The sequence below is a fragment of the Patescibacteria group bacterium genome (assembly GCA_018896645.1).
GTDB lineage: Bacteria > Patescibacteriota > Patescibacteriia > UBA2591 > JABMQE01 > JAHIMF01.
Genome location: JAHIMF010000092.1, coordinates 1 through 4780 on the forward strand (window position 1 = coordinate 1; position 4780 = coordinate 4780).

9 protein-coding genes are annotated in these 4780 nt (G+C 45.4%); all 9 read right to left on the reverse strand.

Annotated features, from left to right (window positions below):
* Positions 1-201 (reverse strand): hypothetical protein (locus tag KKD20_06865; GenBank protein ID MBU4332795.1); only part of this gene is annotated, 201 nt, incomplete at its 3' end.
* A gap of 13 nt (positions 202-214) precedes the next feature.
* Entirely contained in the window at positions 215-511 is a 297-nt protein-coding gene (locus KKD20_06870) for a hypothetical protein (protein ID MBU4332796.1), read from the reverse strand.
* Positions 512-523: 12 nt separating this feature from the next.
* Positions 524-2413, reverse strand: a complete 1890-nt coding sequence (locus tag KKD20_06875) for a hypothetical protein (protein MBU4332797.1) — start codon at positions 2411-2413, stop codon at positions 524-526.
* A 50-nt stretch (positions 2414-2463) separates the two neighbouring features.
* On the reverse strand, positions 2464-2745 hold the full coding sequence (locus KKD20_06880; protein MBU4332798.1) for a hypothetical protein: 282 nt from the start codon (positions 2743-2745) through the stop codon (positions 2464-2466).
* A gap of 14 nt (positions 2746-2759) precedes the next feature.
* A complete protein-coding gene (locus tag KKD20_06885) occupies positions 2760-3494 on the reverse strand; it encodes a pilus assembly protein (protein ID MBU4332799.1) in 735 nt (244 codons plus the stop codon).
* Positions 3460-3798, reverse strand: a complete 339-nt coding sequence (locus tag KKD20_06890; GenBank protein ID MBU4332800.1) for a hypothetical protein — start codon at positions 3796-3798, stop codon at positions 3460-3462. Before KKD20_06890 ends, KKD20_06885 begins: the two co-directional genes overlap by 35 nt.
* A gap of 11 nt (positions 3799-3809) precedes the next feature.
* Positions 3810-4145 carry a hypothetical protein gene (locus KKD20_06895; GenBank protein ID MBU4332801.1) on the reverse strand — a complete coding sequence of 112 codons (336 nt, stop codon included), beginning with the start codon at positions 4143-4145 and terminating at the stop codon, positions 3810-3812.
* Positions 4142-4459: a hypothetical protein gene (locus KKD20_06900; protein ID MBU4332802.1), complete on the reverse strand. Its 318-nt coding sequence runs from the start codon at positions 4457-4459 to the stop codon at positions 4142-4144. The genes KKD20_06895 and KKD20_06900 overlap by 4 nt, the downstream gene beginning before the upstream one ends.
* 1 nt (position 4460) lies before the next feature.
* Positions 4461-4613 (reverse strand): hypothetical protein, encoded by a 153-nt coding sequence (locus KKD20_06905; protein MBU4332803.1) that lies wholly within the window; start codon positions 4611-4613, stop codon positions 4461-4463.
* Positions 4614-4780: the final 167 nt, after the last annotated feature.

Here is a 4780-nt window from a genome sequence, read left to right on the forward strand (position 1 = left end):
AGCCAGAGGAGCTAATGTGTGGATAAGAAAGAGTTTTTTAGCGGGGACCTTTACAAACATAGTATCCAGGCGCTTGGCTGATTCTTTGACCTTTTTGGTCTGATATCCACTTATCCTCTCAGCCAATAAGGGAAAATACTGCCAGGCAAGGAGCCCTGCAGAACTGAAAACCAGGGCAAATATGGCTAATTTTATGAACATCTATTCCTCCGCACTATCTTACTATTGTTTTATCCGGTCCAAAGGGCTCATACTGCCGGCCGTGGCCGAAGGTATCCGCGGCCTCACGCCACCTGCCGCAAAGGGCCCGCCTAATATATACCTGCATCCCCAGCAAAGCCACGACTACAATGGCCACCAAGACCGCATATTCTATGGCTAAAGAGCCTTTGCGCAGGTTAGTACAGTCGTCATTGCGAGCGAAGCGAAGCAATCTCAAGAGGGGATTGCTTCGTCGCTTTGCTCCTCGCAATGACATCCGCGTGTAACTGTATTTCTTATCTGTGTGCATCTGTTGTCCTCATTATTTCCCCGATAACTCTACATAATCATAACTGTAAGAAGCGATTCCTCTCCGGCTTATACTAAAAGACTGCTCGCCTGCTAATCCTGTAGGGTTCCACTTCCCCAAAATACCCAAATCTTTATTGGCCGGGTCGTTACGGGTTGCTTTTACCCAGCAGCTGCCTGAATAATCCATAAGCACCATACATACCCTTTTCTTCATCCGCATGGAATCTCCGCTTGTTTTCTTTCGTACCCAGGCAAATCTATAACTGCTTGTTTCTACCTCAACGCTATGATCTCCGCGGCTGTCAGCCCAGGTATAAGTAATGGGATTTGCTCCGCCGGCAGAAGATAAATCCGCATAAATACTATTCATATTATCATAAAATTCTCGCGCAGATAAACGAAAATCCTCGCTCTCATCAATAAAACCGTTTAATTCAGCCAGTACCAGTTCAAACTCATCATCAATATCTTCATCTATACTGCTTTGGCAGGGGTAATTTGTTACTGTTTGATTATTGATTTGGCAGGCGTCTAAGCTGTCTCTTGCTGCCTCAATCTCACTCTTCCAATCTTCTATTTTCGGCTCAATATAATTCTCGGACATATCATAGTAATCGGAATTTACTTCATTATTATCCGGCGTCCAGGTAGTTTCCGGGTCGTAAAACCATCTAATCCAGGAATGCCAGCTTAAACCAAGTGCGCCTAACTCCTGTTCTTCCAATACCTTAACAAGCCCTGTAAACCCCTGCAACTCTGAAGTTATAGCCTCAACCTCATCATAATAATCTTCTTCCGGACAAACATCGTCATCACAGTCAGGGGCTTCCGGCGGAATTCCCGGCTGCCAAAAGGTAATGTCATAACCGGAATCTTCTAAAGCCCGGACTAACTCTATGATTGAGCCGTCAATGCCGTTGGTTTCCTGGCGATATAAAGACTCAAGGAATGGGTCACTGCCGGTGTCTATTACATCCTCAAAATCACTCAGCGGCTCCTCAATGAAATCTTCAGTTGCCATAGTGAGTTGTTCAGTAATCTCCCCATACTTTTCCGCTCTTCTATCCCACCAATATTGAAAATAAGACACTATTTCCTCTGTATCGCCGTCATCGTCAGAGTCAAAGAAATCCTGAATATCATTGGGGTCATCTACTATTTGTATTAAAACCTGATAAAAAGCGTCTTCGCGCAGGGCGTCCTGACTAGGAAGCTGGCTTAACTGCTTAGCGGCAGTGGAGACTGCGTGTTCAGCCATCCTCATACTAACAGACTGGTTGTAAATGGCTGTGCCGGTGCCTATAACTGCGCCGACAAGTGCGCCAATACCTGCGCCGAGAGCCGGGTTTCCTGCAAAGACCCCTATCACTGCCCCACCGGCTGCGCCGACAAGCGCTCCGGAAATAATTGTTGCATAAAACTTCACATTCTGCCTTATTCCCTGGCTGGAACCGACCCCTGAATACTCGCCTCCCAGCGCGGCGCCGGCAAAAAAGCCGCCCAAAGCGCCCCACCCGGCATATGCGGCAAGTGCTTTCACAGATGCAAATGCATAAAAACATATTATAGCTAACACAATGGCAAAGACAATCGGCGCCCAGCCGCCGCCGCTCGAACAAACCATAGGCGGGTCTTCGCTGTATTCACCGTCAGAGGAAGCCCCGGTCTTCAACGCTTCTCTCAACACATTTCCGTGTGTAGCCAACTGCGAACCTAAAGAAAGCGCCGCGGCATCAACTGCATTAGCCAAGGCTGTTGCTTCAGTAGATGTCTTACCGACATTAACCGTAACCATGATGAAGATAAGCACTGCCACCATCATCAGGATAAGAAGGGTGGCAATCTGGCCTTTTTTGCCGATATTATTTAAGGAAGATATGTTGTGTAAGTTAGTGAGCATTTTATTTACCTATGCCGATAAATCGGCAAACTACATTGTAGTTGCCCAATTTATTGGGCATTCTCTCCAAAAATATCCAGCTTGGGAAAATCTGACTCATCCACCTGCACCTCAAAATTGCTGCTTCCGGCGGAAACTCTTGTTTTTTCATAAGCTTCCTGCCGCAAAACCATCCGTTCATTTACCCAGACAAATATTTTTACACTCCCCAAAAACAAAATAAAAACCGCGATCAAGGCCACGGTGATTTCCAAGGTGGATTGAGCCTTGTTGCGTTGTGCGTATTGCGTATTGCCTGCCTTGCCGGCAGGCAGGCGTATTGCGTTAGTCATTTTATTTTCCATATTTAAAAGGGCGTTTCCCATTCATAAGTTTGGTTTTGAGATACACTGCTAACAATTTCCTCTTTAACTATATTGCCGGTTTCATCGCCGTAAGGCCGGTAAACCATCGTTCTTTTTATATCACCCTGCCAATTTACATTATCAGCAGTAGTTATGCCGGATGCCCTCTCTACTCTTTCGGTTCCGCTGTTTACCTTCATATCCTGAACATAATCCTGCTGAACCCCCATTGATTCTCCATCAGGAAACAGGATATCTAATTTATCACAATACCACTCCGCGTTCCCTGATTCAAAACATTGGGTTTTGCAGGTATCATAATTCAAAATCTCGCCCTGTCCGCCGGACAAATCTGTCGTCTTAAAAGCGCGGATGTCGCCATTAATATCTAAATACAGCCTGGGTAATTCATCTTCGGTATCGGCAGTCTCATGCAGGCGGTAATCACGCGTAACCGAGGCTGAAGACATAGCCGGAACAACCGCGCCGATGCCAAAAGGATTCGAGGGGTCGGGGATATGCCGGTCTTTAATCAGGACATAAGTTGAGTGCCTTACGGCGGTAACGCCAAGAGCTTTTCTAAACGCCTCCTGCATTACCTGCTGCTGGAAATTATATTTCATGCCGTAACTGACCAACACGCCCAAAAGCATAATTAGAATTGAGCCGAAAACCGCCAATTCCAATATGGCCTGGCCTTTTTTACAGCCTGTCGCCCAAGGGGCCCACAGTTTCATCTCCATAGCGCGTCTCCGATTGGTTATTAATGGTTACGGTGGTTGTTGTCGTTAATTTGCCATTTTCTTTTTTAGACTCAACTCCCGTAGTAACATCACTGATTAAACTGGTAGTTATATCGCTTAAGGTATTTCTTGGGTCATACTGCTGGCCGATTTCGTCTGCGGCCGAACGCAGTTTTCCCTGCAGGCTTCGTTTAATATAAACCTGCATCGTCAAAAGCGCGGCAACGATTACCGAAATAATCACCGAATATTCTAAGGTTGTCTGCGCGCGCGCTTTATTAATATTTTTATTAAACATAACTTTATTCCTTATTCAACATCAGTGGTTGAAATGTATTCTATTCCGCCTGAACTGCCGGCAATCTTATCAATGTCCTTTCGCTGACTGCCGCCTTCAAAAAGCCTTATTCTCTGAGTGTCTTGAGCTTGACTATTAACACTATAGCTGACCTGGGTTCCTTTGTCAGGGTCAGTTTCAGCATATTCCTGAGCCCCCATTTCGTCCGCGGCAATTTTAATACCGGCTTGAATGCCCCGTTTAACATAGACCTGCATTGCGCTAAGCGCAATAACCACAATGCCTAAAATAAGCGCGTATTCAATGATACTCTGGCCTTTAGAGTTAAAAATATAATTAATTCTCATCTCGGTAAAACCTTTTGTTCACCCTGACGGGTAGTAGTATAATCTATTTGGCTCTTTACTGAACCTCCCAAACTTGTTGTTTCTGTTCTTTTAGTATTAGCCGTGCTTGTAATATCTGATTCACTATAATAAGGCTCATATTGTGTTGTGGTTGAGCCTAAAGAAGAAGCCACTCCATCCGCGGCATCCTTATACCCGCCCTGCAAACCCCGCTTCACATAAGTTTGCATAGCAATAAGAGCAGCGAGAACTATACTAAAAATAATTGCGTATTCGGATAAGTGTTGGCCCTTTCGGAGCTTGGAGTTAAACATTTTATTTAACCACCTCGGCGTTTATCTGCTCTTCAACCATTTTAAGATTAGCCTGCACTGCCCGCTGGACATAAGTGTGCATCGCCACAATTGCCGCGGCAACAACAGCGATTAAAATGGAATATTCTAATATGGACTGGCCTTTATCATTCATCTGCATTTACTATCCTTCCTGCGGCCGTTATAAATAGATTCTGAGCTGTCTCCTTTACCTTAGGATAGAAAGCCGAAAGGCTCACCACGGTAATCAGAGCTATCGCCGCAAATACAAGCAAATATTCCACCACTGCTTGGCCCGTCATGGATGCTGGATGCTGGATG

Excerpts from the sequence above, each read along its gene's own strand:
- KKD20_06900 (MBU4332802.1), bottom strand. The coding sequence starts at position 4,459 with ATGTTTAACTCCAAGCTCCGAAAGGGCCAACACTTATCCGAATACGCA.
- KKD20_06890 (MBU4332800.1), bottom strand. The coding sequence starts at position 3,798 with ATGTTTAATAAAAATATTAATAAAGCGCGCGCGCAGACAACCTTAGAA.
- KKD20_06885 (MBU4332799.1), bottom strand. The coding sequence starts at position 3,494 with ATGAAACTGTGGGCCCCTTGGGCGACAGGCTGTAAAAAAGGCCAGGCC.
- KKD20_06880 (MBU4332798.1), bottom strand. The coding sequence starts at position 2,745 with ATGACTAACGCAATACGCCTGCCTGCCGGCAAGGCAGGCAATACGCAA.
- KKD20_06870 (MBU4332796.1), bottom strand. The coding sequence starts at position 511 with ATGCACACAGATAAGAAATACAGTTACACGCGGATGTCATTGCGAGGA.
- KKD20_06895 (MBU4332801.1), bottom strand. The coding sequence starts at position 4,145 with ATGAGAATTAATTATATTTTTAACTCTAAAGGCCAGAGTATCATTGAA.
- KKD20_06875 (MBU4332797.1), bottom strand. The coding sequence starts at position 2,413 with ATGCTCACTAACTTACACAACATATCTTCCTTAAATAATATCGGCAAA.
- KKD20_06905 (MBU4332803.1), bottom strand. The coding sequence starts at position 4,613 with ATGAATGATAAAGGCCAGTCCATATTAGAATATTCCATTTTAATCGCT.